The sequence below is a fragment of the Rahnella bonaserana genome (assembly GCF_019049675.1).
In the GTDB taxonomy this organism is placed as follows: domain Bacteria; phylum Pseudomonadota; class Gammaproteobacteria; order Enterobacterales; family Enterobacteriaceae; genus Rahnella; species Rahnella bonaserana.
Window position 1 is genome coordinate 1 of record NZ_JAFMOW010000066.1, and the last position, 15,441, is coordinate 15,441.

A 15,441-nucleotide genomic window follows, 5' to 3' on the forward strand; every position below is an offset into this window, starting at 1 on the left:
GTTATCAGCTATATTATTTTATATTCAAGGTGCTCTGAATTTTAATGATAATCTTCTCTCTCAATAAATAGTTCGTTTATATTTTAATATTAGTTTAAATAAATGCGGGCAAAAAATAACTTGTCTTGCGATCTTAAGTGAAATCTATAGTTCAGAGTAATATGTCTACAAATTAGAGATGCAACTTTCAATAAAATATCATAAAGTCATATTTCAAATAATTCACAAAGATCACCCATCATGAAATTCACACTGGATATGCTTGACTGGCAGGCTCTTGCTCCGGGAGTTAACAGTTGCGAACACTGGATCCAGTGGGCCATGCGGCCTGATGCAGACAAATTTTCGGGTGAAATTCCTAAATGCGCGCAAATTCCCATGATGACTGCGCGTCGTATGAGTATCGGAAGCCGTTTTGCAGTAGATACCGGTCTTTCATTGCTCGAAAAGTATAAAGTCGATGCTGCCATTTTTACCAGTCGTCACGGTGAGCTCGAAAAAACAGGGCGCATTTTGCATAATTTAGCGAATGAAGAGCCTGTTTCACCGACAGAGTTTTCGATGTCAGTACACAATACTGCGGCGGGTTGGTTAACCATTACCGGTAAAAACGCTCTACCCGTCACCTCATTAGCGGCGGGTAATGACAGTTTTCAACAGGGAATACTTGAAGCGCAATCGATATTATCTGCAGGAGCTTCCCGCGTGATGTTAGTCGATTTCGACGGGCAAATTCCTGCGATATATAATGAATCGGTAAATTCTGAGTTTCTTCCTTATGCGGTAGCAATAATATTAGTGGCTGGCAATACTTTGCAGTGTGAGCGCGTTTCTCTGCCTGGTGAACATCAGGCATTACCCTTGCCGCAGAGCCTTCAATTCCTGCGTGGCTATCTTTCATCTTCCTCTTCATTTGAGGTGAGTGCGGGTAATCGTCATAGCTGGCAATGGTCGCGTGGCGTGCAATGAGAGAGTCTGAATTGAACCAGGAAGTGTCTTCACTGCCGAACAGAATCTGGCGATGGCTGGCGACAGGATTCTTTTTCGCACTTTTCGGAATTGGCGGACTGTTGCTTTCGCTTATCTGGTTTAATCTGTTGCGGCTCATCATACGCCAGCCAGACAGACTGCACCGAATGACGCTGAACAGTATCCGCAGCAGCTTTCGATTTTTCCTCGGCGGATTACGTCTGGTGGGGGTGATGGATTACCGGTTTACAGGTGATGAAAAGTTTCAGCAGGATACCGGCTGTCTGATCGTCGCGAATCATCCCAGCTTGCTTGACTATGTCATTCTGGCATCGCAAATGCCGCGCTGTGATTGCATTGTCAAACAAGCTTTGCTGAAGAACCCGTTTCTGAGTGGGGTAATTAAAGCCGCCGGATATCTGGTTAACTCGGGATCGGATACGCTGCTACAGGCTTGTGAAACACGCCTGCAAGCGGGAGGAACGCTGCTGGTTTTCCCGGAAGGGACACGTACTGTGCCGGGCGAGCCGATGACGTTACAGCGTGGTGCCGCAAACATTGCGCTGAGAGCAAATTGTGATGTAAGAATTGTTCATATTACCTGTCAGCCGCCTATGCTGACTAAACGGGGAAAATGGTATCAAATTCCTCCGGTAAAACCTCAGTTTGTTATTACTGTTGCCGATAAGGTAAAAGCTGAAGACTTTCTCCATGAAAGCGATCTTTCACCGGCTCTGGCTGCAAGACGTCTGACACAACATTTGCGCACTGAGCTGATGCGTGGAAATACTCAAAATAATGAGAAATAAGTCATGGATTCATTAAGTAACGACATTAAAGCCCTGATCATCACGACGCTTAATCTCGAGGGTATGACACCCGATGAGATAGACACTCAGGCGCCGCTTTTTGGTGACGGTTTGGGGCTGGACTCCATCGATGCTCTTGAACTGGGCCTGGCGTTGAAAAAGCAATACGGTGTGATCCTTTCGGCTGAAAATCAGGAAATGCGCGAACATTTCTATTCTGTTGAAAGTCTGGCCAGATTTATATCAGTACAGCGTGGTTAAAGAGATTCCTATGCAGAAGCAAGAAATTTACCAGCAAATTAGCGCCTTATTAATCAAGCTATTTGAAATTGATGAAAATGATATCAGTCCGCAAGCGAAGCTTTATGAGGATCTGGAATTAGACAGCATTGATGCTGTTGATCTGGTTGTTCATTTGCAAAAGATAACGGGCAGAAAGATTAAACCTGAAATGTTCAAGTCTGTAAGAACAGTTCAGGATGTTGTTGATGCGATTGATGAATTGCTCAACACGCCTGCGTCCTGATATTTGTGAATAAGTCCCGGCATTTGTCATTCTCTCTGCTGGCAAAAATTGCCCGATGGGCAATGCCGTTGGCGGTGATTGCTTATCCAGTCGCTGTCTGGTGTGGTTTAAAAAATTGGGGGACAGGCGTTCTGGCCCCTTTGCTGATTGCCATATTTATTCTGCGGCTAATGACTTTCCGCGGAAAATTATCCCAGCTTACCTTTTTTGGAAAAGCGATTGCCATCGTGGGGATTGTGCTGGTAGCAACCAGCGTTTTGCTCCGCGAAACATCAATGTTGTTGTATTACCCGGTCGCAGTGAATGCTTTATTGCTGGGCGTCTTTTTCAGCTCGCTCTATGCCCGGCAATCTCTGGTTGAGCGACTTGCCCGTTTGAGTGAACCGGAATTGCCGCCCCGGGGCGTGATGTATACACGTCGGGTTACGCAAGTCTGGTGTGTCTTCTTTTTCTGTAATGGATTAATGGCCTTATATACCTGCCTGAAAGGCGATATGGATTTATGGGCTCTTTATAACGGCGGGATCAGTTATCTGCTGATTGGCTTATTGATGGGTATTGAATGGATAGTCAGAAAGCGTCTGCGTCAGTGATAACCCTGCCGATGTGTAAATGGCTGAGCGCGGAAAGATCTGCGGATCATCTCGTCGCATGGAATGAAAGCCGTGAATGGCGGCAACACGAGTTTCGTCGCGATGTGCTATCTCTTATTGCCGGGCTCCGCAGGACTTCTCATAGCCGCTGGGCGTTATGTCTTGACGATAACTATTCATTCGCGGTCGCGCTGCTGGCGGTGATTTACAGCGGGAAAACACCGGTTCTGACCGGTCATTCTCGGCCTGCGGTTTTAGCTGAACAGCGAAGTGAATTTGATGCGCTGATTACCGATCTCCCTTTGTCACCGGATTGCCCTCTGCTGCGTTTACCCTTCGCACTGCAAGAGACTCTGACGGTTTTGCCACCATGGCCGCAAGATGCTTCGGTCATCCTGTTTACTTCCGGTTCGACGGGTAAACCGCAAAAAATCGTTAAGCCGGTTTCCTGTCTGGAACTTGAAAGCCAGTGGCTCTGTGCGCGCTGGGGAACAGAATTTGCGGGCACACGTTTCGCCGCCACCGTTGCTCCTCATCATATGTATGGGCTGAGTTTCGCTTTCATGTTACCGCTGTCGCTGGGACTGCCGTTTGCGACCACCGGCATTAAATATCATGAGCAGTTACACTCTCTGGCAGCCGCGCATTCTCTGGTTTTCATCAGCAGTCCGGCATTTCTGGGAAGACTGGATCCGTCGTTGAATACGCGAACACTCCGGCACGTTTTTTCTGCTGGCGGACCGCTTAAACATGAAGCTGCACGGTTAGTCGAACAGACCTGTGGCGACGTGCCGACGGAGATCTATGGCACGACAGAAACAGGTATTATCGCTTTTCGGCAGCAGCATCAGCCAGAACAGGTCTGGACGCTGTTTGACGATATCGTCTTTTCACTCAGTCCTGATGGTAATACTTCCCTGATTTCACCTCTGGTATCGCCTTCGGACGGCTTTACGCTGAGCGATGAGATTCGAATGTTGCCATCTGATCCGCGCCATTTTGAGTTGCTGGGACGCAAAGACAGGATTGTGAAAATAGCTGAGCAACGTGTCTCACTGACTGAAATTGAGCAACGTTTGTGCCACATGGATTTTCTTTCAGAGGCCAGCGTGCTGACTGTTGAAAAGCACGGTCGGGTTTATGTGGCTGCCGTGCTGGTCTTAAGCCGCGATGGTGAACAGTTGTTGGATGCACAAGGCCGGGCTGCTCTGCTGGATAACCTTCGCCAGGCGCTGCGCAGCTGGATATCACCTGTTGCTCTGCCACGATACTGGCGTATTGTTCCGGCGATCCCTCTTAACCAGCAAGGTAAACGCTCCTTTGCTGAACTACAGGAAATGTTTTTATGATTTTGCCTGACGTGCTGAACCAGCAACTCAACAGCGAGAATGGCCTGCATCTGACGTTCAGGTTGCCTGCAGAATTACTCTGGTTCAGCGGCCACTTCCCATCGGCGCCAATCCTTCCGGGTGTGACTCAGGTGAACTGGGCCATGAACTACGCAGAAACGATTCTGGGGATGAATAAAGCGTTTTCCGGCATGGAAGTGGTGAAATTCCAGCGTCCACTTTTACCTGAAGAAACCGTGGATTTGCACATCGACTGGCTGAAAGAAAAGCACCGGCTGGTATTCCGGTACTGCGTGGGTGATGCAGTCGCCAGCAGTGGAAAAATCACATTATGTCCATGATGCCGCCAGCTACATTTTCTCCCTGCCTGATTATTCCTTGCTACAACCACGGGCTGATGATGGCCGGTGTTTTGGATAGCCTCCGGTCGTTCGGTCTGCCCTGTATCGTGGTAGACGATGGCAGCGACGCGCAAACGGCAGATGAGCTACAACGTCTGGCTTGTAAAACGCCGTGGATGAGCCTGACGCGCTTACCGGTAAATCAGGGAAAGGGGGGCGCAGTGATGGCGGCGCTGCGGCTGGCTGCTGAAAAAGGTTTCACTCATGCACTACAGGTAGACGCCGACGGTCAGCATCAGCTTTCTGACGTCCCGGCGATGCTGGCGGAAGCCAGGAGCAATCCGGATTGTCTGATCTCCGGTCAGCCGGTTTACGATGACAGCGTGCCAAAATCGCGACTCTATGGCCGCTACATCACGCATTTCTGGGTATGGGTCGAAACCCTGTCATTCTCAATAAAAGACAGTATGTGCGGCTTCCGCGTTTATCCTCTCAGGCCTTGCCTGCAACTGATGGAGAATAAGACGCTGGGTTTGCGGATGGATTTCGATACGGAAATCATGGTGCGTCTTTACTGGCAGGGCACGCGCAGCCGTTTCCTGCCCACGCGGGTGACTTATCCCGAAGACGGCCTCTCGCATTTTGATGCCGTGAAGGACAACCTGCAAATTTCCCGGATGCACACCCGGCTGTTTTTTGGCATGTTGCCGCGCATTCCTTATTTGCTGCGTCAGCGGAAAGACCGGCCGGATCACTGGTCTGTGACCCGGGAACGCAAAGGATTATGGGGCATTCGACTGATGCTGGCGGTTTACCGGACGCTGGGATACAAGGCTTTTCGTCTGCTACTTTATCCGGTCATCACTTATTTTTGGCTGACTGGCCGCAAACAGCGCAATGCCTCTGCGGACTGGCTTAAACGTGTCCGCGACACGGCCGCACAGCGCAACATTTCCCTGCCTTACCCGCTGAGTACGTTCCGCCATTTCATGCGCTTTGGTGAATCGATGCTGAGTAAACTGGCGAGCTGGCAGGGTGATAAAATCCTGACCGACGCGGTGCTGGTCAATCCCGAAATTTGTGAATCGCATATTGCCTCCGGCCGTGGCACGCTGATCCTCGCTTCACATCTGGGCGACATCGAATCCTGCCGGGCGATGGGTGCGCTCAATCACCGCATTACTGTCAATGCGCTGGTGTTTACTGAACATGCCGAGCGGTTCAATCAGGTGATGAAAGAAGTTAATCCGCAGGCGGTGGTTAATCTGATTCAGGTCAGCCAGATGGGGCCGGAAACGGCTATTTTACTGCAGGAAAAATTGGATGCGGGTGAATGGGTAGCGATTGTCGGTGACCGCACGTCTGCCAGCCAGCATCAGCGCGGGGAGCATTCCCGCATTATTTACAGCGAGTTTCTGGGTCAGCCAGCCGCCTTCCCGCAAGGACCTTTTATTTTGGCTGCGGCGCTGCGGGCACCGGTCATGCTGATGTTTGGCATTATGCAGCAACAGCGTCTGCATATTTACTGCGAATCTTTTGCCGATCCGCTGATTCTGCCGCGCGGCAACCGCCTGCCTGCGTTACAGGTCGCAGTCGACCATTATGCCGCACGGCTGGAATATTACAGCCTGCTTGCGCCTCACGACTGGTTCAATTTTTATGATTTCTGGCAGCATCCTGCGGATGTCGCCCCTGACAGGAAACCTGACTGATATGACTTCCAAACTTGATCCGCGTTTTAGCGATCCGCGATTTTCCACCCGCGTTGAAATCACCGTGCCTTTTCATGATGCCGATGCGATGGGCGTGGTCTGGCATGGCAACTATTTCCGTTATCTGGAAGTCGCGCGCGAGCAGTTACTCAAACAGTTTGATTACGGTTACCGCCAGATGCAAGCTTCCGGTTATGTCTGGCCGATTGTAGATACCCGCCTGAAATATATCGCGCCGGTGCTCTTTGAGCAGCGTATTGCAGTTCATGCTCAGCTTGAGGAAATCGAAAATCGTCTGCGCATTGGCTATCAGATTTATGACGTCGAAACCGGTAAACGCACAACGACGGGTTACACATTGCAGGTCGCGGTAGATGCCACCACCAAAGAAATGTGTTTTGTCTCGCCGCAGGTGCTTTTCGATAAAACAGGAGTCAGCCTGTGAAAGCTTTTCTGTTCCTCGTGCTGACCATTTTTAGTGTCACCGCGCACGCCGTCACGCTGGAAGAGTTACAGCAGCGCTTCAGTCAGGTACCGGTTTTGCGTGCTGATTTTGCACAGCAAAGAACCATCAGCGGGATGGCGCAACCGCTTAATTCCAGCGGAAATCTGCTGATTGCCCAGCAGCAGGGGCTGTGGTGGCAGCAGGAAAAACCGTTCAGCCTGACCTTATTGCTGACAGAAAAACGCATGGTACAAGTCATGGCGGGTCAGGAACCGCAGGTGGTGACGGCAGATAATAATCCGCAGATGTTTCAGTTTAACTCCCTGCTCAGCGCGCTGTTCCACGCAGACCGCAAGGTGCTGGAAGAAAACTTCTCTCTCGATTTTAGCGATCTGGGCAAAGGCGCATGGAAACTGATCCTGACGCCGAAAGTGTCGCCGCTGAACCGCCTGTTTCGCCGTATCACGCTTAATGGCGAAACCTTCCTGAACAATATTGATATTGATGACATGCAGGGTGACGCCACACACATTCGTTTCTTCAATCAGAAAACGACGCCTGCCACGCTGACCGACGCCGAGAAACGCCATTTTGCATCCTGATCTTCACAGAAAACTGGCGCAAAGCTGGCTGCTGATAATCGTGCTGCTGGTGGCGGCACTGTTCTGGTTACTGCCGCGCAGTCAGATTAACAGCAGCGTGCTGGCGCTCTTGCCTCAGCAACAGACGGCGGAGGTTCCGCAGGCATTTTCTGACGGATTCACACAGCGGCTGGACCGCCAGCTGATGTGGCTGGTCAGTCCGCCGCCGGGTGCCGGAGTTCAGCCCGCTGATGACTGGCTCAGACAGTTGCAAACGTTGCCGGAACTGACCCAGGTCGCAGGGCCGATGGATGCACAGCGTCAGCAGGAGTGGGGGGCTTTCTTTTTCAAACATCGCAATGCGTTGCTCGATGACGAGACCCGCCAGCGCCTGAAATCGGGGGCTGAGGCACAAAGTCAGTGGATCCTCGGTCAGGTCTATTCGGCATTTTCAGGCGTCAGTGGCAAAGAACTGGCAAACGATCCGCTGCTGCTGGTGCGCGCTTCGCAAATGGCGCAGCAGCAAAACAGTGCCGGTATGGCGCTGGATCATGGCTGGCTGATGGCCCGCGATAATCAGGGTCGCAACTGGTACCTGCTGCACGGTGAGCTGAAAGCTTCTTCGTATGACATCACCTCGGCGAAACACACGGTGGCGGCGCTCAGTGCGGCGAAAGATGCGTTTGAGGCACGCTGGCCGGGCGCAAAAGTGCTTGAGCGCGGCACAATTTTCTACAGCAATTATGCCAGTCAGCAGGCTGAACACGATCTCTCCACGATGGGTGCGGCGTCAGTGCTGGGCGTATTTGCACTGATCTTACTGATGTTCCGCTCCGTCCTGCCATTGCTGCTCAGCCTGCTATCTGTCGCTATCGGCGCGCTGTCTGGCACCGTTTTTACCTTATGGATATTTGGCGAAATTCACGTGATGACACTGGTGCTGAGCACCAGCATTGTCGGGATTTCTGCCGACTACACGTTGTACTTCCTGACTGAACGGCGCGTACACGGTGAGGTCAATTCCCCGCTGGAAAGCCTGAAAAAGCTGTTCCCTGCTTTATCTGTGGCCTTGCTGACTACGGTGGCTGCCTATCTGATGTTGCTGATTGCGCCGTTCCCCGGCCTGCAACAGCTGGCTGTTTTTGCTGCCGCCGGGCTGAGTGCCGCCTGTATCACCGTCATGTGCTGGTATCCGTATTTGTCGACACGCTTGCCGGTCGGGCCCACGCCGGGGCTGGCGATCATCATGCGCTGGTTGCTGGCGTGGCGCAGCCGCAAAGCCGTCCGGTTCGGATTGCCCTTGCTGGTTTTAGTGCTGGTGGTGACAGGAATATCGCGGCTGAAAATCAACGATGACATCGCAGATTTGCAATCCCTGCCTGCGGATTTGCAGCAGCAGGAACAACATATCGCCGCGCTGACCGGACAGACCAACGACCAGAAATGGCTGCTGGTGTATGGCGACAGCGCAGAGCAGACACTGCAACGTCTGGAAGCTCTGCGGCCAAAGCTGGCGCAGGCTAAAGAGAAGGGGGTGATTGACGGTTTCCGGGCGATCAGCCTGCCTTCACAAGCACAACAGCAGCGCGATTTATCCCTGCTCCGGCAGCGTGCTCCGCAAATTGTTACGCAGCTGCAGCAAGCGGGAGTGACAGTGGCACCCCCCGATCTGAGTGCGCAAAAGGTTGAGGTACCGCAATGGCTTAACAGCGTAGTGAGCGAGGGCTGGCGTTTGCTGTGGCTGACGCTGCCCGACGGGCGCAGCGCCACGTTGATTCCGGTGAACGGTGTTCATGACAGCGCGGCCATGGCGGTGCTGGCGGCTTCCACCCCAGGAGCAGGCTGGATCGACCGCAAAACGGAATTCAGCAGCCTTTTCTCGCAATACCGTGTTTATCTGACGTATCTGCTGGCGCTGGCTGTGGCGGTCATCGCGGCTGTTTATCTCTGGCGTTTTCGTCTGCCCCACGGGCTTATTTGCCTGTTGCCAACGCTGCTTTCGCTGGGAATGGGGATCGCGGCGCTGGGTTTCAGCGGTCACAATCTCAATCTTTTCTCTCTGCTGGCGCTCATCCTGGTGCTGGGGATCGGCATCAATTACACCCTGTTTTTCACCAATCCGCGCGGCACGCCAACCACATCAATGTTTGCCATTTTCATGGCGGTGGTGACGACATTACTGACGTTCGGCATGCTGGTATTCAGTTCGACACAGGCAATCAGCAGTTTTGGTATTGTACTGAGCGCCGGTATTTTAACCGCCTTCCTGCTGTCGCCACTGACTTTGCCAGCTAAAAAAAGAGGACGCAAAAAATGACCCGAATGACCTGGCCGGTGCTGGCGCTTCTTCTCTTCATGCTGGGCGGTTGTGCGACAAGTTCGCCTTCCGGTACCCGGCCACAGGCCTGGCTGAAGCGTGGTGTGCAGGTAAAACTTCCGCCACCCTTGCTGGATAAACCGGTCAGTCAGCAACAGTTGCTGACGGCGACCGTCAACGGCAAACAACAGTCATTGCTGGTACTGCTTAATGCTGATGGTAAATCGCTGCAACTGGCCGGATTGTCTCCGCTTGGGATCCGCCTGTTCAAAGTGGTCTACGATCAAACGGGGATCCACACCGAGCAGGCGATAAAAATGGAGGGTTTACCTCCAGCTAATCAGGTTCTGGCCGATATTATGTTGAGCTACTGGCCGGTTCAGATCTGGCAACCATTGCTGCCAGCGGGCTGGACGTTCGATGAGCAGCCGCTTCGCCGGACATTACTGGATAACGAAGGCCATGCCGTCACCCGCATTGATTACGTGGCGCAGGGCAACTCTCGTCAGCCTGTTTCGATTACTCAGATGGCGTTTCACTACCAGATAACTATCCAGAATGTCGGTGACTAACATGATCTACTTTTCGGCCGTGGGCATGGTTAACGCGCTGGGAAACAACCATGCGCAAATCGCGGCCAGCCTGAAGGCGGGCGTCGCGCCGGGTATGACCGTGCAGAAAGGCTGGCTGACGGAAGACCGGCCGGTCTGGCTCGGCAGTGTGACGGGCGAATTACCGGCTATCCCGTCTGGCCTCCCGGCACACCGCAGCCGCAATAATCAGCTGTTACTGGCCGCGCTGGCGCAAATTGAAGCGCCGGTAAATGACGCGATCGCCCGTTATGGCAAAGATCGCGTGGCAATCGTAATGGGCACCAGCACGTCGGGTATTGCTGAAGGTGAAGACGCAGTGCGTCATCTTCAGCAGCATGGCGAATTTCCGGCGGATTATGACTATCAGCAGCAGGAGCTGGGTGATCCTTCACAATTTATGGCGCAATTACTCGATCTGAGTGGTCCCGCCTATACCTTATCGACGGCCTGTTCTTCCAGTGCGAAAGCGATTATCAGCGGAAAGCGCCTGATTGAATCCGGGCTGGCTGATGCCGCACTGGTCGGCGGTGCTGACAGTTTGTGCCGGATGCCGGTGAACGGCTTCAACAGCCTGGGATCCTATTCCCGCGGTCATTGCACGCCATTCGGTCAAAACCGCGATGGCATCAATATCGGTGAGGCATCAGCCCTGATTTTGCTGACACGTGAACCGGCGGATATTGCGCTGCTTGGTGCCGGTGAATCGTCGGATGCCTGGCATATGTCTGCCCCGCATCCTGAAGGACTGGGCGCCGAACGCGCCATAAGTATGGCGTTAGAGCAGGCCGGTCTTCGCCCCGATGATGTGGGCTACATCAATGCGCACGGCACTGCCACCCCGCTTAATGATCAGGTGGAAGCTGCTGTGATACATCGTCTGTTTGGCAACCGGACGCCGTGCAGTTCTACCAAACATCTCACCGGCCATACGCTGGGCGCCGCGGGAGCAACGGAAGCGGCGCTGAGCTGGCTCATCCTTACGCAACATATTGCGTTGCCAGGACAGGATTTCAGCAAAACGCCGCGGGATAACAGCCTGCCGGATATCCGGCTGGTGGAAACGACACAAATGGTGGAGAAACCGGTCATTTTGTCCAACTCCTTTGCTTTTGGCGGCAATAACGCCAGCCTGGTGATCGGGAGGCCGTCATGAATACCTTAAACGCTGCGGATTATTTACCGCATGAATCGCCGATGGTGTTGCTGGAAAACGTCATCGAAGTAACAGAAGAAACGGCGTTATGCAGCGTTGTGGTATCAGAACAGAGCGTGCTGGCGCCGTTTCTCAATGCCCGTGGTGCCTTGCCCGCGTGGTACGCCATTGAGCTGATCGCGCAGACAATTGGCGTGTGGAGTGGCTGGCACGGCGCGCAAAGCGGAGAATCGCCGCAGGTGGGCATGCTGCTGGGCGGAAGGGCGATAAAATGCAGCGTGCCGGAATTTGCAGCAGGCAGTGAATTACAGATAAGCGTGGCGATGGTTCTGCGCGACGAAAAACTCGCCAGTTTTGAAGGCGTTATCTGCATTAAAAGAAAACAAGACAACCTGCAGGTTGCACAGGGAAGGCTGAACACTTACCAGCCAGACAAGGATGAACTGATTAAACTGACACAGGGGAAACAGGAATGACGCGTTCGGTATTAGTGACCGGTGCCAGCAAGGGGATCGGCAAAGCCATTGCCTGTCGGCTGGCAGGCGAGGGTTTTTTGGTAGTCATTCACTACCACAGCGATAAAGCGGGTGCAGAAGATACCCTGCAACAGATTAGCGAAAATGGCGGCAGCGGGCGCATTGTGCAGTTCGATATCAGCAACCGCCAGCAGTGCCGGGAAGTGATCGAAGCGGATATTGAGGCGTATGGCGCTTATTACGGTGTGATTAATAACGCCGGCATCACCCGCGACGCGGCGTTTCCGGCGCTGACTGACGAAGACTGGGACGGCGTAGTCCACACCAATCTCGACAGCTTCTACAATGTTTTACACCCTTGCGTGATGCCGATGATCGGCCTGCGTCAGGGTGGGCGCATTATTGCACTTTCTTCGGTTTCCGGTATTACGGGCAACCGCGGCCAGGTCAATTACAGTGCCGCCAAAGCCGGGATTATCGGCGCCTGCAAAGCGCTGTCGCTGGAGCTGGCAAAACGCAAAATCACCGTCAACTGTATTGCGCCGGGGCTGATTGATACCGGCATGCTGGAGATGGAAAAACCGGCGCTGGATGCCGCCATGAGCATGATCCCGCTCAAACGTATGGGGCGTGCGGAAGAAGTCGCCGGGCTGGCGAGCTATCTGATGTCAGATATCGCGGGCTACGTGACGCGTCAGGTGATCTCCATCAACGGAGGCATGGTATGAGCTATCGTGTAGTGATTACCGGCATGAAAGGTGTGACGGCATTCGGCAACCACTGGGACGAGGTTTCTGCCCGTCTGCAGCAGGGTAAAAATGCCGTTCGGCATATGGATGAGTGGTTGATCTACCAGGGGCTGAACACTCATCTGGGCGCACCGGTGGATGATTTTGTCCTGCCCGCGCACTACACCCGAAAACGTATCCGCTCGATGGGGCGGGTTTCGCTGTTGTCGACCCGTGCGGTGGAACTGGCGCTGGAGCAGGCCGGTTTGCTGGAAGACCCGGTTCTGACGGATGGCGAAACTGGGATTGCGTTCGGTTCCTCGACCGGTAGCACCGGACCGGTGAGCGAATTCGCCACCATGCTGACCGAAAAGCACACCAATAACATCACCGGCACGACGTATGTGCAGATGATGCCGCATACCACGGCGGTGAATGCCGGATTATTCTTCGGGCTGAAAGGGCGCGTTATTCCAACGTCCAGCGCCTGTACCTCCGGCAGTCAGGCGATCGGTTATGCCTATGAAGCGATCAAACACGGTTACCAGACTGTGATGGTGGCGGGCGGTGCGGAAGAACTCTGTCCGTCAGAAGCGGCCGTGTTCGACACGCTGTTTGCCACCAGTCAGCAGAATGATCACCCGGAACTTTCGCCGCGTCCGTTTGATACGCAGCGTGACGGTCTGGTGATTGGAGAAGGAGCCGGGGCACTTATTCTTGAATCGCTCGAACATGCGCAGGCACGTGGTGCGAAAATTTACGCAGAAATCGTCGGATTCGCCACCAACTGCGACGCGGCGCATATTACCCAGCCGCAGCAATCGACTATGCAGATTTGTATCGAAAAATCGCTGAAAAATGCCGGTATTCCTGCCTCTGAAATCGGGTATATCAGTGCGCATGGCACGGCGACAGATCGCGGAGATATTGCAGAAAGTCATGCAACCACAGCGGTTTTTGGTAATCAGACGCCAATCTCGTCGCTGAAAAGTTACTTGGGGCATACGCTCGGTGCCTGTGGTGCGCTGGAAGCGTGGATGTCGCTGGAAATGATGCGTGAAGACCGGTTTGTGCCGACCATCAACCTGACGCAACCGGATCCGCTGTGCGGCGAACTGGACTACATCATGGGGGAATCGCGCCATATTCAGACTGAATTTATTCAGTCGAATAACTTTGCATTCGGCGGCATCAATACCTCTTTAGTTTTCCGTCGCTGGCCGTAAACGATGAACGCTGCGCATCTTATGACCGCGTCGCTGGATGATACTTTTTCGCTGTCCCGCTTGTCCGCAGATATGCTCGCCAAAAGTGCCGGAATGACACCAGCACGCCGCCAGCAATGGCATGCGGGCAGGGCATTACTTGCCGAAGCGCTGTCCGTTTTCTGCGGTTGTGAGGTGTTACCAGAACTGCAACATTCTGCGCAGGGAAAGCCCTATTTCTCTGACACTTCCCTGCCGCATTTTTCTCTCAGTCATAGCAAAAATCACCTGCAACTGCTGCTATGTCAGGCGGGTGACGCCGGAGGCGATGTGGAGCAAATGCGCCCGCGGCGACGTTATCTTAACGTCGCCCGTGAAGCATTCAGTGAAACTGAGTTTCAGTGGCTGACGGAACAGGCGGAACCGCAAACGGCGTTCTGGCAACTGTGGTGTCTGCGGGAAGCATGGCTGAAACAACAGGGCGGCAGCGTGTGGCAGATGGACCGGATCCATCTGGATCCGAAAAATCATCAGTTTACTTCACAGCCTTCTACCGACAGCCGGTTATGGTTTGTCGCCGATGGATCTGAGATGCGTGCGCTGGCACTGCCTGCGGGCGTTTCAGAACTTGAGGAATATGCTTTTAACGCGGTTTCCGGCGATTTTATCCCACTGGCCTCGCGGCCATGGTCGCAGTTTTCATCCCGCTGATTATTGCGCTCAAATCAAAAGTCTTCTGGCAATACGGTCGTTTTTATCCATGAACGCGCAGTTCATACTCTCTCCATGATTTATCACCCTTAAAAATTAAAAAGAGAGAACACTATGAGCATTCCTGCCTTCGGTTTGGGAACATTTCGCCTGAAAGATGACGTGGTTAAAGCGTCCGTTGCCACCGCAGTGGAACTGGGTTATCGCGCCATTGATACCGCACAGATTTATGACAATGAAGCAGCCGTCGGCGATGCACTGGCTGAAAGCGGCATCGCGCGCGAAGAACTCTACATCACCACCAAAATCTGGATTGAAAACCTGGCGGCTGACAAAGTCGTCGACAGCCTGAAGGAGAGCCTGCGTAAACTGAAAACGGATTATGTCGATTTAACGCTGATCCACTGGCCTTCACCGAATCAGGCCGTCAGTGTGGCAGAAACGATGCACGCACTGGTGGAAGCGAAGAAAATGGGTCTGACCCGCGAAATCGGTGTTTCCAACTTTACCGTCGCGCTGATGCAGGAAGCGATCGACGCGGTGGGCGCGGATCAGATTGCGACAAACCAGATCGAGCTGTCGCCGTTCCTGCAAAACCAGACCGTGGTCGATTTCGCCCGCCAGAACGGCATTGCTGTAACGTCATATATGACGCTGGCCTACGGTGACGCCCTGAAAGATGCGACGATTATTGAGATTGCCGCCCGCCACAACGCGACGCCTGCGCAGGTCGTGCTGGCCTGGGCATTGCAGTCAGGGTATGCGGTTATCCCGTCATCGACCAAACGCGAAAACCTGCAAAGCAATCTGCTGGCGCAAAAACTGACGCTGACAGATGCAGACATGCAACAGATCGCCGCGCTGGAACGCAACGGCCGTCTGGTCAGTCCCGAAGGTCTTGCGCCAGACTGGGATTGATCCTTAAACGCCTCC

General features: G+C 53.4%; 18 protein-coding genes. All 18 read left to right on the forward strand.

Annotated features, from left to right (window positions below; translation table 11 throughout):
• Positions 1-240 precede the first annotated feature (240 nt).
• The 18 genes from J1778_RS17495 to dkgB all read left to right on the forward strand — a co-directional run bounded on the left by J1778_RS17495 (position 241) and on the right by dkgB (position 15,426).
• Positions 241-969 (forward strand): beta-ketoacyl synthase chain length factor, encoded by a 729-nt coding sequence (locus J1778_RS17495; RefSeq protein ID WP_217174250.1) that lies wholly within the window; start codon positions 241-243, stop codon positions 967-969.
• Positions 966-1,778, forward strand: a complete 813-nt coding sequence (locus J1778_RS17500) for a lysophospholipid acyltransferase family protein (RefSeq protein ID WP_217174251.1) — start codon at positions 966-968, stop codon at positions 1,776-1,778. The genes J1778_RS17495 and J1778_RS17500 overlap by 4 nt, the downstream gene beginning before the upstream one ends.
• Before the next feature lie 3 nt (positions 1,779-1,781).
• On the forward strand, positions 1,782-2,039 hold the full coding sequence (locus J1778_RS17505) for a phosphopantetheine-binding protein (RefSeq protein WP_217174252.1): 258 nt from the start codon (positions 1,782-1,784) through the stop codon (positions 2,037-2,039).
• A gap of 10 nt (positions 2,040-2,049) precedes the next feature.
• A complete protein-coding gene (locus tag J1778_RS17510) occupies positions 2,050-2,304 on the forward strand; it encodes an acyl carrier protein (protein ID WP_217174253.1) in 255 nt (84 codons plus the stop codon).
• A 62-nt stretch (positions 2,305-2,366) separates the two neighbouring features.
• Positions 2,367-2,897, forward strand: a complete 531-nt coding sequence (locus J1778_RS17515; RefSeq protein ID WP_238484798.1) for a COG4648 family protein — start codon at positions 2,367-2,369, stop codon at positions 2,895-2,897.
• On the forward strand, positions 2,867-4,246 hold the full coding sequence (locus J1778_RS17520) for an AMP-binding protein (RefSeq protein ID WP_238484783.1): 1,380 nt from the start codon (positions 2,867-2,869) through the stop codon (positions 4,244-4,246). Before J1778_RS17515 ends, J1778_RS17520 begins: the two co-directional genes overlap by 31 nt.
• Positions 4,243-4,587: a 3-hydroxyacyl-ACP dehydratase FabZ family protein gene (locus J1778_RS17525; protein WP_217174255.1), complete on the forward strand. Its 345-nt coding sequence runs from the start codon at positions 4,243-4,245 to the stop codon at positions 4,585-4,587. The genes J1778_RS17520 and J1778_RS17525 overlap by 4 nt, the downstream gene beginning before the upstream one ends.
• Positions 4,584-6,299, forward strand: coding sequence for a glycosyltransferase family 2 protein (locus tag J1778_RS17530; protein WP_217174565.1), 1,716 nt, complete (start codon positions 4,584-4,586; stop codon positions 6,297-6,299). Before J1778_RS17525 ends, J1778_RS17530 begins: the two co-directional genes overlap by 4 nt.
• Before the next feature lies 1 nt (position 6,300).
• Complete coding sequence (locus J1778_RS17535) at positions 6,301-6,744, forward strand: acyl-CoA thioesterase (RefSeq protein ID WP_217174256.1); 444 nt, start codon at positions 6,301-6,303, stop codon at positions 6,742-6,744.
• Positions 6,741-7,346: a LolA family protein gene (locus J1778_RS17540; RefSeq protein WP_217174257.1), complete on the forward strand. Its 606-nt coding sequence runs from the start codon at positions 6,741-6,743 to the stop codon at positions 7,344-7,346. Before J1778_RS17535 ends, J1778_RS17540 begins: the two co-directional genes overlap by 4 nt.
• On the forward strand, positions 7,336-9,642 hold the full coding sequence (locus J1778_RS17545; protein WP_217174258.1) for an MMPL family transporter: 2,307 nt from the start codon (positions 7,336-7,338) through the stop codon (positions 9,640-9,642). Before J1778_RS17540 ends, J1778_RS17545 begins: the two co-directional genes overlap by 11 nt.
• A complete protein-coding gene (locus J1778_RS17550) occupies positions 9,639-10,214 on the forward strand; it encodes a DUF3261 domain-containing protein (protein WP_217174259.1) in 576 nt (191 codons plus the stop codon). Before J1778_RS17545 ends, J1778_RS17550 begins: the two co-directional genes overlap by 4 nt.
• 1 nt (position 10,215) lies before the next feature.
• Positions 10,216-11,388, forward strand: coding sequence for a beta-ketoacyl-[acyl-carrier-protein] synthase family protein (locus J1778_RS17555; protein ID WP_217174260.1), 1,173 nt, complete (start codon positions 10,216-10,218; stop codon positions 11,386-11,388).
• A complete protein-coding gene (locus J1778_RS17560) occupies positions 11,385-11,864 on the forward strand; it encodes a hotdog family protein (protein ID WP_217174261.1) in 480 nt (159 codons plus the stop codon). The genes J1778_RS17555 and J1778_RS17560 overlap by 4 nt, the downstream gene beginning before the upstream one ends.
• Positions 11,861-12,592, forward strand: coding sequence for a 3-ketoacyl-ACP reductase FabG2 (locus J1778_RS17565; protein WP_217174262.1), 732 nt, complete (start codon positions 11,861-11,863; stop codon positions 12,590-12,592). Before J1778_RS17560 ends, J1778_RS17565 begins: the two co-directional genes overlap by 4 nt.
• Positions 12,589-13,818 (forward strand): beta-ketoacyl-ACP synthase, encoded by a 1,230-nt coding sequence (locus J1778_RS17570; RefSeq protein ID WP_217174263.1) that lies wholly within the window; start codon positions 12,589-12,591, stop codon positions 13,816-13,818. The genes J1778_RS17565 and J1778_RS17570 overlap by 4 nt, the downstream gene beginning before the upstream one ends.
• A 3-nt stretch (positions 13,819-13,821) precedes the next feature.
• Positions 13,822-14,508, forward strand: a complete 687-nt coding sequence (locus J1778_RS17575; RefSeq protein WP_217174264.1) for a 4'-phosphopantetheinyl transferase superfamily protein — start codon at positions 13,822-13,824, stop codon at positions 14,506-14,508.
• A 114-nt stretch (positions 14,509-14,622) separates the two neighbouring features.
• Positions 14,623-15,426 carry a 2,5-didehydrogluconate reductase DkgB gene (gene dkgB, locus J1778_RS17580; RefSeq protein ID WP_217174265.1) on the forward strand — a complete coding sequence of 268 codons (804 nt, stop codon included), beginning with the start codon at positions 14,623-14,625 and terminating at the stop codon, positions 15,424-15,426.
• Positions 15,427-15,441: the final 15 nt, after the last annotated feature.